The sequence below is a fragment of the Kitasatospora sp. NPDC059577 genome (genome assembly GCF_042735475.1).
Lineage (GTDB): Bacteria > Actinomycetota > Actinomycetes > Streptomycetales > Streptomycetaceae > Kitasatospora.
Map to the genome: position 1 here is coordinate 42,359 of NZ_JBHWBZ010000026.1, position 16,292 is coordinate 58,650.

Consider the following 16,292-nt stretch of genomic DNA (forward strand, 5'->3'; position numbering starts at 1 on the left):
GCGGCTCGGATCGGATGACGGGGTGGACGGCATGCGGATCGGCGAACTGGCCCGGCGGACGGGCGTGAGCGAGCGCTCGCTGCGCTACTACGAACAGCAGGGCCTGCTGGTCGCCCGGCGCACCGCCGGCGGCCACCGGGAGTACCCGGAGGCGGCCGTCGACCGGGTGGTGCACATCCAGGAACTGTTCGCGGCCGGGCTGCACAGCCGCACCATCTACAAGATCCTCCCCTGCATGCGGGACTCCGACGGCGGCCCGAGCGAGACCGCCACCCCCCTGCTGGTCGAGGAACTCGCCGCCGAGCGCGAACGGATCGACCGGACGATCGACGACCTGCTGCGCTCGCGCGAGGTGCTGGACGAGGTGATCGCGACCGCCTCCGGGCAGCCGTCCACCGAGGCCGCTTAGGTCAGGCCTGGGGCCCGGGTCCGGACAGGGCCTGGGTCCGGGTCCGGACGGCGGCTACGGGCGCCGGGCTACCGACCGCCGGGCTTGCGGGCCAGCAGGTAGGCCTGCCTGCTCTTCTCCTCGCCGTCCGGCTCGCGAACCGTACGGGAGGTGACCGGCAGGCCCGCCCCGCGGGCCAGCTCCTCGACGTGCTCCGGCCGCAGCCGACGGAAGTCCAACGACACCGGGTGGCCGAAGGGCCGCTCCAGGTGCAGGGGCTCGTCGCCGACCTGGAAGGCCAGCAGCAGCCGGCCGCCGGGGGCGAGCACCCGGGCGAACTCGGCGAACACCTCCGGGAGGCGCTCCGCCGGTGTGTGGATGATCGAGTACCAGGCCACCGCACCGGTCAACTCGCCGTCCCGGAACGGCAGGTCGAACAGCGAGCCGACCTCGAACGGCACCTCCGGGTAGGCCGCCCTGGCCAGCTCGACCATCCGCGGCGAGAGGTCGATCCCGCGCACGTCCAGGCCCAGTTCGTGCAGGTGGTGGGTCACCCGGCCCGGGCCGCAACCGAGTTCGGCCGTCCGGCCGTCCGGGCGCTCGGCGCGGACCAGCTCGGCGAAGAGCGCCAGCACGGCCCGGTCCGTCGGCATGGTGTCCATCGCGTCCCGGAAGCGGTCGGCGTAGTCGGCGGCGATCGCGTCGTAGAACGCCCTGGTCGTGGTGAGGAAGTCCGGCTCGGTCACGGTCCGGGACCCTACCCGCCGCCCCCTGGACGTAACATCGCCATCGCCAACCAGCGGGAGGGGAACGGACGATGAGCACGATCGGGGTCTACCTGGCGCATCCGCGGCCGGGCAGTTTCAACCACGCGCTGTACCGGGCCGTGGTGGACGAACTGCGGGAGCGCGGCTGCGAGGTACGGGCCCACGACCTCTACGCGGACGGCTTCGCGCCGCTGCTGACCGCCGAGGAGACCGGCACGGTGGACTCTGCGGAGGAGACCACCGACCACCGGCTCGCCCTGCATCGCGCCGAAGTGGCCACCCTGGACGCGCTGGTGCTGATCCACCCCAACTGGTGGGGCATGCCGCCCGCCGTCCTGGCCGGCTGGGTGCAGCGGGTGCTGGCCCCCGGCGTCGCGTACAAGCTCGGCACGGCCGACGGCGAACCGGCCGGGCTGCTGCGGGCCGGACGGGCCCTGGTGCTCAACACCTCGGACACGCCCGAGGCCCGCGAACGCGACGAGTTCGGCGACCCGCTGGAGCGGATCTGGGCGGCCTGCGTGCTGCCGTACGTCGGGGTCACGGACGTACGGCGGACGGTGTTCCGCACCGTCACCGAGTCCTCCGACGCCCTGCGGGCCGAGTGGCTGCGGCAGGCGCGGGAGCAGGCGGCGGCGCTGCTCGACTGAGGCCGACGGCGGAACGGCCCGGCCGCAGACCGGGCCGGCGGGCGGGCCGTACCGGCGGGTGGGCGGCGGTGAGCGAACGGCGGTGAGCAGGCGGCGGTGAGCGAACGGCGGCGGACCTAGAGGTCCAGCTCCGCCACCGTCTGGTCACCGCTCAGCTCACCGGTCGGCCGGAACCCGAGGCGGGCGTAGAACTCCGCCGGGCCGTTCGGGCCGGGCACGTACGTGACGGTGGCGCGGGTGCCGCCGCGGCGGCGGATCTCCGCGCACACCTGCTCGACGGCGAAGCGGCCGTAGCCGCCGCGCTGCGCGTCGGCGTCGACCAGCAGGCGCCACAGGCCGGAGCGGGGGCGGTCGTCGGGCCGCTCCGGGTGGAAGCGGACGTCGAAGAAGGCCATCACGAAGCCGACCGGCCTGCCGTCGTCCAGGACCAGCCGGGGCCAGGCCGTCTCCCCGTACGCGTACGCCTCGGCCAGCGACTTCACCACCGGCGCGACCAGGTCCTCCTGCCCGGGGCGTACCCGCAGGGCGAGGGCGGCGTCGATGTTCCCGGGGGTGATGGGGGCCAGGCTCAGCGTGGAGGACATGGCGGGCAGCCTACGGAGCGGGCCGCCCGCCGTCGCACGGTTTTCCCCGGCCACGGGCCCTCAGGCCCGGGCCGGGGAGGGCTCCGTCGGCGCGACCGCGGCCGGCACGGGCCCCGCCGCCGTCGTGACCGTCACTCGCCGGCCGGGAAGTCGGTGTCGCGTCCGACCGCCGCCCAGGCCTCGGCCTCCTGCCGCGCGCCGTCCAGGTTGCCGAGGACGGCGTCCACGGCGTCACTGCCGAGCGCGAGCCGCAGCGGGGTCCGCTCGGCGTCCAGGGCGGCCAGGATCGCCGCGGCCGCCCTCGCCGGGTCGCCGGGCTGCTTGCCGTCGGAGTCCGGCAGGCCGGTGCGGACCGGGCCGACCACCGGCTCGTACGCGGCGATCGGGGTGGTGTGGGCGAGTGCGCCGCCCCCCGCGAAGCCGGTCCGGAACGCGCCCGGTTCGACGACCAGCACCTTGATCCCGAACCCGGCGACCTCCTGGGCGAGCGCCTCGGACAGCCCCTCCAGTGCGAACTTGGTGGCCGAGTAGGCGCCCACGCCCGGGAACGAGAAGCGGCCGCCCATGCTGCTCATCTGCACCACCGCGCCCGAGCCCTGGTTGCGCATGTGCGGCAGCACGGCCCGGGTGAGCGCGGCCGGGCCGAAGAAGTGCAGTTCCATCAGGTCCCGCAGTTCGCGGTCGGTGTACTCCTCGACGGCGCCGATCAGGCCGCGCCCGGCGTTGTTCACCAGGACGTCGATCCGTCCGTGCCGCCGCACGGCCTCCGCGACGACGGCGGGGATCCGCTCCTGGTCGGTGACGTCCAGCCGGACCGGGACCAGCCGGTCCGGGTGGGCGGCGGCCAGCTCGGCCAGCGTCTCGGGGCGCCGGGCGGCCGCGACGACGGTGTCACCGGCCGCCAGGGCGGCCTCCGCGATCGCCTGCCCGAAGCCCGAGTTGGCGCCGGTGACCAGCCAGACCTTGCCGGCGGGGTGCTGCTCGGAGGTGTCGCCCATGATCCGTGATCTCCCGCGATCGTCGTGCGCTGCCTGTCAGTTGACGATCATTTATGACACCGGACGGGGGGATCCGTCCAGGACGGTTCGACGCCGGACGAACGACGGCCCCCGACCGCGGACGGGCGATCGGGGGCCGTGCAGAGCACCTGGACCGCGTGCCGCGGCCGGGCCGGGTTACGGGAGGTTGCGGGCCATCACGATCCGCTGGACCTGGTTGGTGCCCTCGTAGATCTGCGTGATCTTCGCGTCCCGCATCATCCGCTCCACCGGGTAGTCACGGGTGTACCCGTACCCGCCCAGCAACTGCACCGCGTCCGTCGTGATCTCCATCGCCGCGTCCGACGCGTAGCACTTCGCCGCCGCACCGAAGAACGTCAGGTCCCCGTCCCCGCGCTGCGACTTCGCCGCCGCCGCGTACGTCAGCTGCCGCGCCGCCTCCAGCTTCATCGCCATGTCCGCCAGCATGAACTGCACACCCTGGAACTCCGCGATCGCCTTCCCGAACTGCCGGCGCTCCTGCACGTACCCCTTCGCGTAGTCCAGCGCACCCTGCGCGATCCCGATCGCCTGCGCCGCGATCGTCACCCGCGTGTGGTCCAGCGTCCGCATCGCCGTCGCGAAACCCGTACCCTCCGCACCGATCATCCGGTCCGCCGGAATCCGCACGTTGTCGAAGTACACCTCACGCGTCGGCGACCCCTTGATCCCCAGCTTCTTCTCCGGAGCACCGAACGACACACCCTCGTCGCCCTTCTCCACCACGAACGCCGAGATCCCCTTCGACCGCAGCTCCGGATCCGTCACCGCCATCACCGTGTAGAACTCCGACACACCCGCGTTCGTGATCCAGCGCTTCACACCGTTCAGCACCCAGAAATCACCGTCACGCACCGCCCGCGTCTTCATCCCCGCCGCGTCCGAACCCGCCTCCGGCTCCGACAGGCAGTACGAGAACATCCCCTCGCCCCGCGCCAGCGCACCCAGGTACTTCGCCTTCAGCTCCTCCGAACCCGACAGCTGCACCGGCAACGACCCCAGCTTGTTCACCGCCGGGATCAACGACGACGACGCGCACACCCGCGCGACCTCCTCGATCACGATCACCGTCGCCAGCGCGTCCGCACCCGCACCCCCGTACTCCTCCGGCACGTGCACCGCATGCAGGTCATTGCCCTGCAACGCGTCCAGCGCCTCCTGCGGGAACCGCCCCTGCTCGTCCACCTCCGCCGCGAACGGAGCGATCTTCGCCTCGGACAGCGAACGCACCGCCTCACGAAGCATCTCGTGCTCCTCGGAGATGCGGAAGAGATCGAAGTCAGCCGCCCCTGCGCTGCCAGCCATGATGCCTGCCTCGTCGTCCAGTGGCCGGAGCCCAGTGACCGAAGTCGGATCCGGTCCGTTCGAACCGGTCCGATCGACGTCGAATCCGGGGTTAACTACCGTTCAGTAGAGATCCTAGGGCTCCCACCTGCGGCTGCCTAGCGCCCCGGGCGCACGGGCGATCCCTGCACGCCCGGGCGGGGCGGATAGCATCGGGGGCGTCCGCGCCGGTCCGAGTCCACATCCGGACCGGTCGAGTCCGCACCCAGGGAGAACCCGTGACCCTCCGCATCTCCGTGATCGGCACCGGCTACCTCGGCGCCACGCACGCCGCCGCGATGGCCGAGTTCGGCTTCGAGGTGCTGGGCCTGGACATCGACCCCGACAAGATCGCCATGCTCACCGCCGGCCGCGTCCCGATGTACGAGCCGGGCCTGTCCGAGCTGCTGCTCAAGCACGTGGCCGGGCACGAAGGATCGACCGGGCGGCTGCGCTTCACCACCTCCGTCCAGGAGGTCGCCGAGTTCGGCGACGTGCACTTCGTCTGCGTCAACACCCCGCAGCGCAAGGGCGAGTTCGCCGCCGACATGTCGTACGTCGACACCGTGATCGACGAGCTGGCGCCGCACCTGACCCGCCCGGCCCTGGTCGTCGGCAAGTCCACCGTCCCGGTCGGCTCGGCGGCCCGGCTGGCCGAGCGGCTGACCGCGCTGGCCCCGGTCGGCGAGGGCGCCGAACTCGCCTGGAACCCGGAGTTCCTGCGCGAGGGCTTCGCCGTCCAGGACACCCTGCGGCCGGACCGGATCGTGGTCGGCGCCCAGAGCGAGCGGGCCGAGCGGCTGCTGCGCGAGGTGTACGCGGAGCCGATCGCGGCCGGGGTGCCGTTCCTGGTCACCGACTACGCGACCGCCGAGCTGGTCAAGGCGGCCGCCAACTCCTTCCTGGCCACCAAGATCTCCTTCATCAACGCGATGGCCGAGGTCTGCGAGGCGGCCGGTGCGGACGTCACCCTGCTCTCCGCCGCACTCGGCCACGACGAGCGGATCGGCCGCAAGTTCCTCAACTCCGGCCTCGGCTTCGGCGGCGGCTGCCTGCCCAAGGACATCCGCGCCTTCATGGCCCGGGCCGGCGAACTCGGCGCCGACCAGGCGCTGACCTTCCTGCGCGAGGTCGACTCGATCAACATGCGGCGCCGCTCCCGGATGGTCGAGCTGGCCCGCGAGCAGTGCGGCGGCGGCTTCCTGGGCCGCCGGATCGCCGTCCTCGGCGCCGCGTTCAAGCCCAACTCGGACGACATCCGGGACTCCCCCGCCCTCAACGTGGCCGCCCAGATCCAGCTCCAGGGCGCCCAGGTCACCGTCTACGACCCGAAGGCCGTGGACAACGCCCGCAAGATGTTCCCCTCCCTGGCCTACGCCGGCTCCGCCCTGGAGGCCGCCGAGGGCGCCCACGTCGTCCTCCACCTCACCGAGTGGGCGGAGTTCCGCGAGCTGGACCCGGCCGAGCTGGGCGCCGTGGTCGCCGAGCGCCGCCTCCTCGACGGCCGCAACGTCCTCGACGCCGAGGCCTGGCGTGCCGCCGGCTGGACCTACCGCGCCCTGGGCCGCCCCAGCTGACCCTCCGCCCACAACGCGCCCGCCCCTGGAGATCCGGGGGCGGGCGCGTTCGGTTACCGTCCTTCGTTGCACAGTTCCGGCCCCCGTTCGACCGACCTGGAGCGCGCGATGACGACAGCGGAGTTCTACCTGCGGGATCCGGCGCCCCGAACCGCCTGGCGGCAGGCCATCCTGATGGGCCGAAACAGCCGCACGTACAAATTCGCCCTGGGCGCCGCCCTGTTGGAATGCGCCGCCGCCGGGCGCACCGAGGTGCCACTGGCCGAACTGGCGGAGCCGTACGCGATGGCCCTGGCCTCACGACTGCGCGACGCGCCGCAGGCCCCGGCAGTGGGCGGGGACGACGACTTCCTCTCCGTCGCCGCCAGGGAGGCCGAGCAGTCCCTGGCCGCCGGGCGGCCCACCGAACGGCTCGTCGACGCCGCCCGCCGGTCGATGCCGGGCATGGTCATGGACCGCTTCCACAACCTCACGGGCGGCTCCGAAGTCCGGCACCGCTTCTACAACGAGACCGGGAAGGGTCGGAATCGCCTCGTCCTGCTCACTCCCGCCCTCCGGCAGATCGCCGTCCCGGAGCAGGCCGCCGGGCTGCGGGCCGAGTTGGCGGCGCGCTGGAGCATCGTGGAGTCCGCCTTCGCCTCGGGCGTCAGCCGCGGTCTGCTCGCCGACGACCTCGATGTGGACGTGGAGCGGTGGCTCCTGCTGGACCGGCGTCGCCGCCGACCCGTCACCGGGGTCGCCGACGCCCTGGTCGGCTTCCAGCACGGCCGCTGCCTGATCTGCGACGAGCCGATCACGCCCGGGGACAAGGTCGCGGTGGACCACGTCTTCCCGTTCGCGCTGATGAAGCGCTTCGACGTCGTGCCGGGCGGTCCGCAGCCGGACCTGGACCGCCCCTGGAACCTCGCCCCGGCCCACGAGGCCTGCAACGGCACCAAGAGCGACCGCATGCCGACCCCCGCCGAACTCGACCGGCTGGCCGGGCGCAACGAGGCCGTCATGGACTCCCCGGTACGGCTGAAGGACAGCCTGCGGGCGAGCCTGAACCACGCGAAGCTCGGCGCCCGACCGCCGGGCAATCGCTGGCCCGCCTTCCTCCGGCAGGTGCAGGACCACTTCAGCTGACCCCCGGGCAATATTGAACACGTTCAGATCGCGTGCGAGGATTGCGGCACGTTCCGCGTCGACCAGGGGATCCTCCATGCGCGCACGGCTCACGTGGCTGATCGGCTCCGCGGCCGCCGCCCTCGTCTCGCCTTTCGCCTACGCGGGGTGGGCTCTGGGCAACTGGGACGGGAGCCCCGGCGCGGCCGACTGCTCCGAGGTCATGGCCTTCGCGGACGGCGAGCTGCCCGCCCGGGCCACCGAGGCCCGCTGCACCGACAACGGCGGCTGGCAGGACCGCGGCTACCTCGCCGAGTTCCGGATGCCCCGCGAGGAACTGGCCCAGCGGTTGACGGCGGCCTTCCCTCGCGTACGGCTGACCGGCGACACGGCGCGCGGCCTGGACTTCGGCAACGCGCTCGGACCGCACGCGACGCCCCCGGGCGGGCAGGCCTCGACCGTCAGCCTGAAGGCCGTCTACGACGGCGACGGGACGGCCCGCGTCACCCTTGAAGCCTTCGACGCCTGAGCCGGGAATGCCCCTCCGGGGCACCCCGTTGGTACCGGCATGACGAGCTACGGCGACGACGCGACGGTCCGCGAGATCCTCACCGGCACCGGGGACACCTGGGCCGTGGTCGGCCTCTCCACCAACACCGCCCGGGCGGCGTACGGGGTGGCCCGGGTCCTCCAGAAGTACGGCAAGCGGATCGTGCCGGTGCACCCGAAGGCCGAGACGGTCCTCGGCGAGCAGGGCTACGCCTCGCTCGCCGAGATCCCGTTCCCGGTTGACGTGGTGGACGTGTTCGTGAACAGCGCGCTGGCCGGTGAGGTGGCCGACCAGGCGGTGGCGGTCGGTGCGAAGGCGGTCTGGTTCCAGCTCGGTGTGGTCGATGCGGCCGCGTACGAGCGGACCCGGGCCGCGGGGCTCTCGATGGTGATGGACAAGTGCCCGGCCATCGAGATCCCGCTGCTCGCCTAGCCGGGGCCGGCTCAGGAACCGGCGCCGTCCAGCTGGGCGATGGTGGCGATGGACGGGCGGCGGCTCGCCCGGAGTCCGGCGGCGGCCGACTCGGCGTCGCGCAGCACGCGGACGGCGTTGTGCCAGGTGAGCTTGGCGAGGTCGGCCTCCGACCAGTGCCGGCGCAGGAGTTCGGCGACCAGGTTGGGGTAGCCGGCCACCGAGTCCAGGCCGTCCGGCAGGAAGGCGGTGCCGTCGAAGTCGCCGCCGATGCCGATGTGGTCGATGCCGGCGACCTCGCGCATGTGGTCGAGGTGGTCGGCGACGGTGGCGGGGGTGGCGATCGGGCGCGGGTGCGCGGCTTCGAAGGCGCGCTGGTGGTCCATGCCTGCCGGGGTGGTGTCCAGCGGGTGGAAGCCGTGGGCGCGCATGTTCTCGTCGGCGGCCAGGGTCCACTCGATGGCGGCGGGCAGGATGAACTTGGGCACGAAGGTGGCCATCGCCACGCCGCCGTTGGCGGGCAGCTGGGCGAGCACGTCGTCCGGGACGTTGCGCGGGTGGTCGCAGACCGCGCGGGCGGAGGAGTGCGAGAAGACCACCGGCGCCTCGGTGACCCGCAGGGCGTCGCGCATGGTGTCGGCGGAGACGTGCGAGAGGTCGACCAGCATGCCGAGCCGGTTCATCTCCCGGACGACCTCCTCGCCGAAGCGGGTCAGTCCGCCGGCCACCGGCTTGTCGGTCGCGGAGTCGGCCCAGGGCACGTTGTCGTTGTGGGTGAGCGTCAGGTAGCGCACGCCCAGCTCGTACAGGGCCCTCAGGGTGGCGAGCGAGCAGTCGATGGAGTGGCCGCCCTCGGCGCCCATCAGGGAGGCGATCCGGCCCTCGGCGCGGGCGGCCTCGACGTCGTCGGCGGTCCGGGCGAGGCGGAGCCGGTCGGGGTAGCGCTCGACCAGGGCGTGGACGAAGTCGATCTGCTCCAGGGTGGCGCTCACCGCGTGGTCACCGGCCAGCGAGGCCGGGACGTAGACGGACCAGAACTGCGCGCCGACCCCGCCCTCCGCGAGGCGGGCGAGGTCGGTGTGCAGGCGGTCGCTCTGGTCGGCGGCGAGGTCGAGCGCGCCGAGGTCGTACCCGGCCTGCTCGCGCATCGCCCAGGGGAGGTCGTTGTGGCCGTCCACGACGGGGGCGGTGCGCAGCAGGGCTCGGGCGCGGTCCAGCGCGGCGGGGTTGTCCAGCTCAGAGGTCATGCGAGCTGTTCTACCCCACCGCCGTGACCGTGATTACTTGCCGAAGCCGAAGGAGGACGAACCGGCCACCTTGGCGCGGAGCTTCTTGCCCTTGTCGGTGGCCTGGTTGTTCAGCTCGGCCTGGAACTCGGTCATCCGCTCGGTGAGCTCGGGGTCGAAGGCGGCGAGCATCCGGACCGCGAGCAGGCCCGCGTTGCGCGCGCCGGCGACCGAGACGGTCGCGACCGGGACGCCGGCCGGCATCTGGACGATCGACAGCAGGCTGTCCATGCCGTCCAGGTAGCGCAGCGGCACCGGCACGCCGATGACCGGCAGCGGGGTGACGGAGGCCAGCATGCCCGGCAGGTGGGCCGCGCCGCCGGCGCCCGCGATGATCGCCTTCAGGCCGCGCTTGTGGGCGTTCTCGCCGTAGGCGACCATCTCGCGCGGCATCCGGTGGGCGGAGACGACGTCCACCTCGTACGGGATCTCGAACTCGTCGAGGGCCTGGGCGGCGGCCTCCATGACGGGCCAGTCGGAGTCCGAGCCCATGACGATGCCCACGACGGGCTGGGAGGCGGAGGCGCTCATTCGGTGATCGTTCCTCGCAGGTAGGCGGCCGCGTGGCGGGCGCGCTCGCGGACGTCTTCGAGGTCGTCCCCGAAGACGTTGACGTGGCCGACCTTGCGGCCGGGCTTCACGTCCTTCCCGTACATGTGGATCCGCAGCCCGGGGTCGCGGGCCATGCAGTGCAGGAAGGCGTGGTACATGTCCGGGTAGTCGCCGCCGAGGACGTTGACCATGACGGTCCACTTGGCGCGCGGCCGGGGGTCGCCGAGCGGGAGGTCGAGGACGGCCCGCAGGTGGTTCTCGAACTGGGAGGTGACGGCGCCGTCCTGGGTCCAGTGCCCGGAGTTGTGCGGGCGCATGGCGAGCTCGTTGACCAGGATCCGGCCGTCGCGGGTCTGGAACAGTTCGACGGCGAGGTGGCCGGTGATGCCGAGTTCGCCGGCGATCCGCAGGGCGAGCTGCTGGGCCTCGTCGGACAGGGCGGGGTCGAGGTCCGGCGCGGGGGCGGTGACCTCGGCGCAGACGCCGTTCTCCTGGACGCTCTCCACGACCGGGTAGGCGACGGCCTGACCGCTGGGCGAGCGGACGACGTTGGCGGCCAGCTCGCGGACGAAGTCGACCTTCTCCTCGGCCAGCACGGGGACTCCGGCCAGGAACGGGGCCTGCGCCTCCTCCTCGCCGTCGACGACCCAGACGCCCTTGCCGTCGTAGCCGCCGCGGACGGTCTTCAGGACGACGGGGTAGCCGTCGCCCTCGTTCGCGAACGCGGTGACGTCGGCCGGGTCGGCGACGATCCGGTGCCGGGGGCAGGGCACCCCGATGGAGTCCAGCTTGGCCCGCATCACGCCCTTGTCCTGGGCGTTGACGAGCGCCTCCGGGCCGGGGCGGACGGCGATGCCGTCGGCCTCCAGGGCCCGCAGGTGCTCGGTGGGGACGTGCTCGTGGTCGAAGGTGACCACGTCGCAGCCGGCGGCGAAGCGGCGCAGGGTGTCGAGGTCGCGGTAGTCACCGAGGACGACGTCGGAGACCACCTGCGCGGCGGAGTCCTGGGGCGTGTCGGCGAGGAGTTTGAACCTGACCCCGAGCGGGATGCCCGCCTGGTGTGCCATGCGGGCCAGCTGCCCGCCGCCGATCATGCCCACCACTGGAAAATTCACATTGCCCGGGGAAGTCACCTCGCCAGGATATCCGGGCCGGTGGGGGGCGGTGGAGCCGCTGGTGGGCCCTCGGAAGCGGACGCGCGTAGATGCGGACCCGGCCCCCTCGGGGCTGAGCCGTTCGGCGGAAGCGGGTAGCCTGGACGGCCAGGTCCTGGTCTACGCGGTCCGATCATGTGCGTGCACGCAGGGCTCAAGGGGCGACCGCGCCGCCGCGATCGGCCCTCTCGACCCGCAGGTACATGGAGGCAGTCCGGCATGGCGACGACCGCAGCTTCGAAATCGTCGCTCGCGCAGAAACTGCGTGGGCTCAAGGGCGAAGTCGTGAAGTTCGGGATCGTCGGCCTGAGCGGCGTGGTGGTCAACTTCGCCGTCTTCTGGGTCTGCATCAACGGCCTGGGCCTCGCCTCGGTGCGCTCCAACATCGCCGCGACGGTGATCGCGATCGCCACCAACTACCTCGGCTACCGCTACTGGCTGTACCGGGACCGCGACGCCGCCTCCCGCAAGCGCGAGATCACGCTCTTCCTGGTCTACAGCGGCATCGGCATGCTGATCGAGACCGGCGTGCTCGGCTTCTCGGTGTACGTGCTGAAGCTGGACTCGCACTACGAGCAGCTGGGCGCCAAGGTGATCGGCCTCGCGGTGGCCACCGTGTTCCGCTTCGTCTCGTACCGCACCTGGGTGTTCAAGTCCGTGCCGGAGCCGGTCGAACTGCCGGCCCAGCAGCCTGCGGGCGCCGCCGGCGGCCAGGAGCTGGCCGCCCAGGCCGAGCTGATGCTGGCCGCCGAGCAGATCCGCTACGCCAAGGCCGAGTAGGCCCCGCGAACCTCCCGCGCAGACCGCACGCAGCCCCGGCAGGCCGACCAGGCCGCCGGGGTTCGTCGTTCCCGCAGCGCGGCCGGCCGGGCCCCGGTCCTCCCGAGCGCAGGCCGGGCCCCGGCCCTCGTGGCTCAGTCCTCGTGGCCTCGGTCGGCGTGGCCTCAGTCGGCGTGGCTGCGCCCGAGGAAGAGCGCGAACACCGGGGGCTTCAGCGAGAGCAGTTCGAGCCGCCCGCCGTCCGCCTCCGCGAGGTCGCGGGCGACGGCGAGGCCGATGCCGGTGGAGTTGCGGCCGCTGACCGCGCGCTCGAACACCCGGTTGCCGAGGTCCGGCGGCACCCCCGCGCCCTGGTCCTGCACCTCGACCACCACCGAGGTGCCGGACGGCCGGACCCGCAGGGTGATCGTCCCGGCGCCGTGCATCAGGGAGTTCTCGATCAGGGTGGCCAGTACCTGGGCGACCGTTCCCGGAGTGCCGACCGCGGTGATCCCGTGCAGGCCCTCCAGGGACAGCACCCGGTTCTTCTCGCGCAGCGTCGGGCCCCACTCCTCCACCTGCTGCTTGATGACCTCGTCCAGGTCGAAGGCGACGGCGGTGGGGCTGCGCGGGTCGCGCTGGGTGGTGAGCAGTCGCTGGACGACGTCGGTGAGCCGCTCGACCTGCTGGAGGGCGATGGTCGCCTCCTCCTTGACCGTCTCCGGGTCCTCGGCGAGGGCGGTGATCTCCTCCAGCCGCATGGAGAGGGCGGTGAGCGGGGTGCGCAGCTGGTGCGAGGCGTCGGCGGCGAGCCGGCGTTCGGCGGTGAGCATCCGGGCGATCCGCTCGGCGCTGGTGTCCAGCACCTCGGCGACCCGGTCGAGCTCGGGCACCCCGTAGCGGCGGTCGCGCGGGCGCGGGTCGCCGGAGCCGAGCCGTTCGGCGGTCTCGGCGAGGTCGGTGAGCGGGCGGGCGAGCCGCTTGGCCTGCCAGACCGCGAGCGCCACGGCGGCCTGGACGGCGAGCAGCGCGACGACGCCGAGCAGCAGCAGGTTGTTGGCGATCTCGTGGTCGACGTCCGCGCGGGACTGCTCGACGGTGACGGTCTCGCCGCTGTTGCCGCGTTCGACGGCCTTCAGCAGGTGGTCCCCGGCCGGGCGGGCGCCGGCGGAGACCACCTGCTGGCCGGGGACCTGTACCTCGACGTAGCTGCCCTCGGTGACCTGGCTCTCGAAGGCCCGCGCCTCGGTGACCGACTCGCCCGCCGCGATCCGGCTCTCGACCAGGGCGAGCACCCGGACGGCGGCGGCGTCGACCCGGTCCTGGGCCGAGCTGACGATGGTGCGCTTCTCGACCAGGGCGAGCGGCACGCAGAACACCACGACCACCACCAGGACGACGCCCAGCAGCGAGTTGATCATCCGGCGTTTCACGCTGCCGCTCCCCGAGGTGTTCCGCTTCACCGGCCGTGGCCCGGTCCCGATCTCCGTACGGGACTAATTCTTCTCGAACCGGAACCCGACCCCGCGCACGGTGGCGATGTAGCGCGGGTTGGCCGCGTCGTCGCCGAGCTTCTTGCGGAGCCAGGAGATGTGCATGTCCAGGGTCTTGGTCGAGGTCCACCAGGTGGTGTCCCAGACCTGGCGCATGATCTCCTCGCGGGTGACCACCCGGCCGGCGTCCCGGACCAGCACGCGCAGCAGCTCGAACTCCTTGGCGGAGAGGGTGAGCTCCTCGTCGCCGAGCCAGGCGCGGTGGGACTCGATGTCGATCTTCACCCCGTGTGCGCCGGTGGTGAGCTGGTCGACGTTGCCGCGGCGGAGCAGGGCCCGGACGCGGGCGAGCAGTTCGGCGAGGCGGAAGGGCTTGGTGACGTAGTCGTCGGCGCCGGCGTCGAGGCCGACCACGGTGTCCACCTCGTCGGCGCGGGCGGTGAGCACCAGGACGGGGCAGCTCTTGCCGTCGGCGCGCAGTCGGCGGCAGACCTCCAGGCCGTCCATCTCGGGCAGGCCGAGGTCCAGGACGACGAGGTCGACCTCCTCGGTGAGGCCGGCGGCGAGTGCGGTCGGACCGTCCTCGCGGACGAGCACCTCATAGCCCTCGCGTCGCAGGGCCCGGGCGAGCGGTTCGGAGATCGCCGGATCGTCCTCGGCGAGCAGCACACAGGTCATGTGGTGATGGTAGTCCGCCGGGGTATGGCCGGACGCCCTGTGAGGTAGTTCACAGAGCGTGATCGTTATACGGGCATCCGACTGAACTCAACAGGGTGTTGCAGACCGCCGGTTCAGCAAAGAATCCCCTTCTGGATCTTGAATCTGAAGGAAGAGAACCCCGTCTACCATGGATCGATCGGGAAGATCTGTTGATCTCTTTGCCATTGCCATACCTAATTCGTGGCTTTTGTCATCTGATAGAGCCAAATATCGCCACGTAGAGTGGTTCAAGTCCACGTCCGCCGCCACCCCCCCAGGCGGACGCTGTCAGGCAAGGAACCACTACACATGGCGTCTACGACCCTGGACGCCGACGTCACGTCGGCCTCTCCCAGCGGCAAGACCTTTCTCGGCCACCCCCGAGGACTCGCCACTCTCTTCATGAGCGAGATGTGGGAGCGCTTCAGCTACTACGGCATGCGCGCCCTGCTGGTGCTCTACATGACCGCTTCCCTCACGGACGGCGGCCTCGGCATGAAGACGGCGGTCGCCGCTGCCGTGTACAGCGTTTACACGGCCATGGTCTACCTGCTGGCCCTCCCGGGCGGTTGGATCGCGGACCGCTTCCTCGGCGCCCGCAAGACCGTCGCACTCGGTGGCTCGATCATCATGATCGGCCACTTCCTGCTGGCGGTCCCGTTCAGCGCGTCGTTCTTCGTCGGCCTCGCCTTCATCGCGGTCGGCTCGGGCCTGCTCAAGGCCAACATCTCGACGATGGTCGGCCACCTGTACGACGGCCCGAACGACCCGCGCCGTGACGGTGGCTTCACCGTCTTCTACATGGGCATCAACCTCGGCGCCTTCGCGGCCCCGCTGGTCATCGGCACCGTCGGCCAGAGCGTCAACTGGCACCTCGGCTTCGCCCTGGCCGGCGTCGGCATGGCCCTGGGCCTCGCCCAGTTCCTGCTGGGCACCCGCCACCTGAGCCCGAAGAGCGACATCGTCACCTCGCCGATCAGCGCGGACGAGAAGCGGAAAATCTTCACCAAGGCCGGCATCTGGCTGGCCGTCGCCGCCGCCTTCTACGCGGTCGTCGGCTTCACCGGCCACTTCACGATCAACTGGGCGATCTGGCCGCTGTCCATCGCGGGCCTGGCGATCCCGGTGCTCGTCTTCGCCAAGGTGAAGCGCGACAAGGACCTCGACTCCACCGAGCAGTCCAAGATGAGCGGCTACATCTGGTTCTTCGTCGCCGCCGCCGTGTTCTGGATGATCTACGACCAGTCCGGCTCGACGCTGAGCATCTTCGCCGACGAGCACACCGCGTCCACGCTGTTCGGGATCGACTTCCCGTCCACCTGGTTCCAGTCGCTCAACCCGCTGTACATCATGGCGCTGGCGCCGGTCTTCGCCTGGATCTGGGTCGCGCTGGCCCGCCGGTCGAAGAACCCCAGCACCACCATGAAGTTCGCCTTCGGTCTGCTGATGATCGGCGTCTCCTTCATGGTCATGATGCTGGCGATGGGCGCCGCCTCCGGCGGCACCAAGGTCACCCCGCTGTGGCTGGCCGTGGTCTACCTGGTCCAGACCGTCGGTGAGCTCACCCTCTCCCCGGTCGGCCTGTCCGTCACCACCAAGCTGGCGCCCACCAAGTACGCCAGCCAGATGATGGGCGTCTGGTTCCTCGCCGTCACCGCGGGCGACTGCGTCGCCGCGATCTTCCAGCTGGTGCTGGGCGACAAGGTGGTCGGCGGCACCGCGTACTTCGCGGTCCAGGGCGCCATGGCGATCCTCGCCGGCATCGCGCTGGCGCTGTACCGCAAGAAGGTCGTCAAGCTCATGGGCGACGTGCACTGACGCGCTGACGACCGGCTCACGACTCCGGGGCCGGGGGGGGGGGGGGGGGGGCGCCGCGCGCCCCCCCCGGGGGGGGGGGGGCCCGCGCGGCCGCCCCCCCCCTCCGCGCGGGGGTTGTCTATAAAATACCACCACACACCACT

Annotated in this window: 17 protein-coding genes; 8 read left to right on the plus strand and 9 right to left on the minus strand. The window is 71.9% G+C overall.

Features of this window, described 5'->3' with window-relative positions:
- Positions 1 to 31: 31 nt before the first annotated feature.
- Positions 32 to 409, plus strand: coding sequence for a MerR family transcriptional regulator (locus tag ACFV0O_RS21180; RefSeq protein WP_380344029.1), 378 nt, complete (start codon positions 32 to 34; stop codon positions 407 to 409).
- 68 nt (positions 410 to 477) lie between these two features.
- Here ACFV0O_RS21180 and ACFV0O_RS21185 read toward each other — a convergent pair whose 3' ends face one another.
- Positions 478 to 1,134 (minus strand): class I SAM-dependent methyltransferase, encoded by a 657-nt coding sequence (locus tag ACFV0O_RS21185; RefSeq protein ID WP_360266168.1) that lies wholly within the window; start codon positions 1,132 to 1,134, stop codon positions 478 to 480.
- A gap of 71 nt (positions 1,135 to 1,205) precedes the next feature.
- Between ACFV0O_RS21185 and ACFV0O_RS21190 the strand changes: the two genes are divergently transcribed.
- Positions 1,206 to 1,802 carry an NAD(P)H-dependent oxidoreductase gene (locus ACFV0O_RS21190; RefSeq protein ID WP_380343911.1) on the plus strand — a complete coding sequence of 199 codons (597 nt, stop codon included), beginning with the start codon at positions 1,206 to 1,208 and terminating at the stop codon, positions 1,800 to 1,802.
- Positions 1,803 to 1,918: 116 nt separating this feature from the next.
- On the opposite strand, the gene ACFV0O_RS21195 is transcribed toward ACFV0O_RS21190, so the two are convergent.
- From ACFV0O_RS21195 to ACFV0O_RS21205, 3 genes are all read right to left on the minus strand, one after another.
- Positions 1,919 to 2,386, minus strand: coding sequence for a GNAT family N-acetyltransferase (locus tag ACFV0O_RS21195; RefSeq protein WP_380343914.1), 468 nt, complete (start codon positions 2,384 to 2,386; stop codon positions 1,919 to 1,921).
- Positions 2,387 to 2,517: 131 nt separating this feature from the next.
- Entirely contained in the window at positions 2,518 to 3,384 is an 867-nt protein-coding gene (locus tag ACFV0O_RS21200) for an oxidoreductase (RefSeq protein WP_380343917.1), read from the minus strand.
- 177 nt (positions 3,385 to 3,561) lie between these two features.
- Complete coding sequence (locus ACFV0O_RS21205; protein ID WP_380343919.1) at positions 3,562 to 4,728, minus strand: acyl-CoA dehydrogenase family protein; 1,167 nt, start codon at positions 4,726 to 4,728, stop codon at positions 3,562 to 3,564.
- Between the two features lie 257 nt (positions 4,729 to 4,985).
- On the opposite strand from ACFV0O_RS21205, the gene ACFV0O_RS21210 reads away from it, so the two are divergent.
- The 4 genes from ACFV0O_RS21210 (at position 4,986) to ACFV0O_RS21225 (ending at position 8,409) form a co-directional block, all read left to right on the plus strand.
- Entirely contained in the window at positions 4,986 to 6,323 is a 1,338-nt protein-coding gene (locus tag ACFV0O_RS21210) for a UDP-glucose/GDP-mannose dehydrogenase family protein (RefSeq protein WP_360265235.1), read from the plus strand.
- Positions 6,324 to 6,389: 66 nt separating this feature from the next.
- Positions 6,390 to 7,448 (plus strand): HNH endonuclease, encoded by a 1,059-nt coding sequence (locus ACFV0O_RS21215; protein WP_380343922.1) that lies wholly within the window; start codon positions 6,390 to 6,392, stop codon positions 7,446 to 7,448.
- A gap of 76 nt (positions 7,449 to 7,524) precedes the next feature.
- Positions 7,525 to 7,956 carry a hypothetical protein gene (locus ACFV0O_RS21220; protein WP_380343925.1) on the plus strand — a complete coding sequence of 144 codons (432 nt, stop codon included), beginning with the start codon at positions 7,525 to 7,527 and terminating at the stop codon, positions 7,954 to 7,956.
- Positions 7,957 to 7,995: 39 nt separating this feature from the next.
- On the plus strand, positions 7,996 to 8,409 hold the full coding sequence (locus tag ACFV0O_RS21225) for a CoA-binding protein (RefSeq protein ID WP_380343927.1): 414 nt from the start codon (positions 7,996 to 7,998) through the stop codon (positions 8,407 to 8,409).
- 11 nt (positions 8,410 to 8,420) lie between these two features.
- Here the strand turns inward: ACFV0O_RS21225 and ACFV0O_RS21230 are convergent, their stop codons facing one another.
- From ACFV0O_RS21230 to ACFV0O_RS21240, 3 genes are read right to left on the minus strand one after another with little or no spacing between them, the layout of a single operon-like run.
- Positions 8,421 to 9,635 (minus strand): dipeptidase, encoded by a 1,215-nt coding sequence (locus tag ACFV0O_RS21230; protein ID WP_380343930.1) that lies wholly within the window; start codon positions 9,633 to 9,635, stop codon positions 8,421 to 8,423.
- A 33-nt stretch (positions 9,636 to 9,668) separates the two neighbouring features.
- Entirely contained in the window at positions 9,669 to 10,205 is a 537-nt protein-coding gene (gene purE / locus ACFV0O_RS21235; RefSeq protein WP_380343933.1) for a 5-(carboxyamino)imidazole ribonucleotide mutase, read from the minus strand.
- Positions 10,202 to 11,341, minus strand: coding sequence for a 5-(carboxyamino)imidazole ribonucleotide synthase (locus ACFV0O_RS21240; protein ID WP_380343936.1), 1,140 nt, complete (start codon positions 11,339 to 11,341; stop codon positions 10,202 to 10,204). The genes purE and ACFV0O_RS21240 overlap by 4 nt, the downstream gene beginning before the upstream one ends.
- 324 nt (positions 11,342 to 11,665) lie before the next feature.
- On the opposite strand from ACFV0O_RS21240, the gene ACFV0O_RS21245 reads away from it, so the two are divergent.
- On the plus strand, positions 11,666 to 12,160 hold the full coding sequence (locus tag ACFV0O_RS21245) for a GtrA family protein (RefSeq protein WP_380343939.1): 495 nt from the start codon (positions 11,666 to 11,668) through the stop codon (positions 12,158 to 12,160).
- A 164-nt stretch (positions 12,161 to 12,324) separates the two neighbouring features.
- Here the strand turns inward: ACFV0O_RS21245 and ACFV0O_RS21250 are convergent, their stop codons facing one another.
- Both ACFV0O_RS21250 and ACFV0O_RS21255 read right to left on the minus strand, forming a co-directional pair.
- A complete protein-coding gene (locus tag ACFV0O_RS21250) occupies positions 12,325 to 13,572 on the minus strand; it encodes an ATP-binding protein (protein WP_380343942.1) in 1,248 nt (415 codons plus the stop codon).
- 63 nt (positions 13,573 to 13,635) lie between these two features.
- The gene (locus ACFV0O_RS21255) at positions 13,636 to 14,310 is read right to left on the minus strand and encodes a response regulator transcription factor (protein ID WP_030058577.1); all 675 of its coding nucleotides are present in this window, start codon (positions 14,308 to 14,310) and stop codon (positions 13,636 to 13,638) included.
- 330 nt (positions 14,311 to 14,640) lie between these two features.
- Here ACFV0O_RS21255 and ACFV0O_RS21260 point away from each other — a divergent pair, with 330 nt between their 5' ends.
- Positions 14,641 to 16,149 carry an oligopeptide:H+ symporter gene (locus ACFV0O_RS21260; RefSeq protein ID WP_360265254.1) on the plus strand — a complete coding sequence of 503 codons (1,509 nt, stop codon included), beginning with the start codon at positions 14,641 to 14,643 and terminating at the stop codon, positions 16,147 to 16,149.
- Positions 16,150 to 16,292: the final 143 nt, after the last annotated feature.

Excerpts from the sequence above, each read along its gene's own strand:
- ACFV0O_RS21180 (WP_380344029.1), top strand. The coding sequence starts at position 32 with ATGCGGATCGGCGAACTGGCCCGGCGGACGGGCGTGAGCGAGCGCTCG.
- ACFV0O_RS21190 (WP_380343911.1), top strand. The coding sequence starts at position 1,206 with ATGAGCACGATCGGGGTCTACCTGGCGCATCCGCGGCCGGGCAGTTTC.
- ACFV0O_RS21195 (WP_380343914.1), bottom strand. The coding sequence starts at position 2,386 with ATGTCCTCCACGCTGAGCCTGGCCCCCATCACCCCCGGGAACATCGAC.
- ACFV0O_RS21200 (WP_380343917.1), bottom strand. The coding sequence starts at position 3,384 with ATGGGCGACACCTCCGAGCAGCACCCCGCCGGCAAGGTCTGGCTGGTC.
- ACFV0O_RS21205 (WP_380343919.1), bottom strand. The coding sequence starts at position 4,728 with ATGGCTGGCAGCGCAGGGGCGGCTGACTTCGATCTCTTCCGCATCTCC.
- ACFV0O_RS21220 (WP_380343925.1), top strand. The coding sequence starts at position 7,525 with ATGCGCGCACGGCTCACGTGGCTGATCGGCTCCGCGGCCGCCGCCCTC.
- ACFV0O_RS21225 (WP_380343927.1), top strand. The coding sequence starts at position 7,996 with ATGACGAGCTACGGCGACGACGCGACGGTCCGCGAGATCCTCACCGGC.
- ACFV0O_RS21230 (WP_380343930.1), bottom strand. The coding sequence starts at position 9,635 with ATGACCTCTGAGCTGGACAACCCCGCCGCGCTGGACCGCGCCCGAGCC.
- purE (WP_380343933.1), bottom strand. The coding sequence starts at position 10,205 with ATGAGCGCCTCCGCCTCCCAGCCCGTCGTGGGCATCGTCATGGGCTCG.
- ACFV0O_RS21255 (WP_030058577.1), bottom strand. The coding sequence starts at position 14,310 with ATGACCTGTGTGCTGCTCGCCGAGGACGATCCGGCGATCTCCGAACCG.
- ACFV0O_RS21260 (WP_360265254.1), top strand. The coding sequence starts at position 14,641 with ATGGCGTCTACGACCCTGGACGCCGACGTCACGTCGGCCTCTCCCAGC.